The 1,070-nt window shown below is 41.2% G+C and carries 2 protein-coding genes; both read right to left on the bottom strand.

Going from position 1 to position 1,070, the window contains the following annotated elements; translation table 11 throughout:
* Positions 1 to 212, bottom strand: a 212-nt coding sequence (locus ACS8FD_RS16475) for a hypothetical protein (protein ID WP_439276635.1), incomplete at its 3' end; no start/stop codon positions are given.
* Positions 213 to 377: 165 nt separating this feature from the next.
* On the bottom strand, positions 378 to 995 hold the full coding sequence (locus ACS8FD_RS16470; protein ID WP_439262835.1) for a pseudouridine synthase: 618 nt from the start codon (positions 993 to 995) through the stop codon (positions 378 to 380).
* Positions 996 to 1,070 lie beyond the last annotated feature (75 nt).

Genomic DNA, 1,070 nt, shown 5'->3' with positions numbered 1-1,070 from the left:
CCATCAATCGTTTCATCTACCTTGGTTGCTTGTTCAGTTTCTTGTTCAGTTGCTTGGGTTGAAGGTGCTATAACCTCCTCTATGGTCGTTGTCTCATCGTTTTGAAGGACTGTACTTTCTGAGTTTTCAGTGATTGGCTGGCAAGCATTAAGCACAAGTAGCGTTGTAACACTAATAGCTATAGCAGGAAGAGGATAACGATAAGAAGCCATGATATGTCCTTAACATAAATAAGCCGCTAGTCAGTCAAATGAATGAATAAATTGACAAACCATTTGGCTAAAACACAACAAATAATGGATACTAGCAGATTAGTCTTGCTAATTCGAGTCGCTAACGTTTTAAATGTCAGCAGCAAATTTGCTACAACCTGTGTTCTAGTACTTTATGATACCTAACTGCTGACAGCGCTCTTTACTTAAATGAATACGTACAAACTCACCAACACCTAGATCGCTCAATTCAAACCCAGCCACTGACCATCTGATTAAGCGTAAGCAAGGCAGGCCAACATGTGCTGTCATACGACGTACTTGACGGTTTTTTCCTTCGTAAATGGTCAGCATTAGCCAGGAGTCAGGTACGCTTTTACGCTCGCGAATAGGCGGGTTGCGTGCCCAAAGAGACATCGGTAATTCGTCTTCGTTTAGATGTTTGACTTTAGCAGGCAGCGTCTTACCGTCTTTTAAAACAACACCTGTTACAAGCTGACGTAGTTGCTCAGGAGTTGGGATGCCTTCAACCTGTACCAAGTAAGTTTTGCCTTGTTTGTGCCCATCATTGGCCTTTGGTGGATGCGTGATGGCTTTGTTTATCCGTCCATCACTTGTCAAAATAAGTAAGCCTTCTGAAGTCGCGTCTAAGCGACCAGCCACTCTCAAAGACTTGTCAGTGAAGTATTCAGATAACGTAGTATGGTCATTGTTACTATCGTCACGAAACTGACTTTGTACTCCGTAAGGTTTGTTAAATAAAACAAGGCTTGAGGTTGACATAAGGCAAATATATCCAAACAAAGAAGAAAAAGAAAAGGTTTTATATGATAAAAAAGGAAGATTGCGCTACCTATT

The organism is Psychrobacter sp. 1U2, assembly GCF_051847575.1.
Note: the sequence above shows the minus strand (reverse complement) of the source record. Positions and strands in the feature narration are given on the sequence as shown.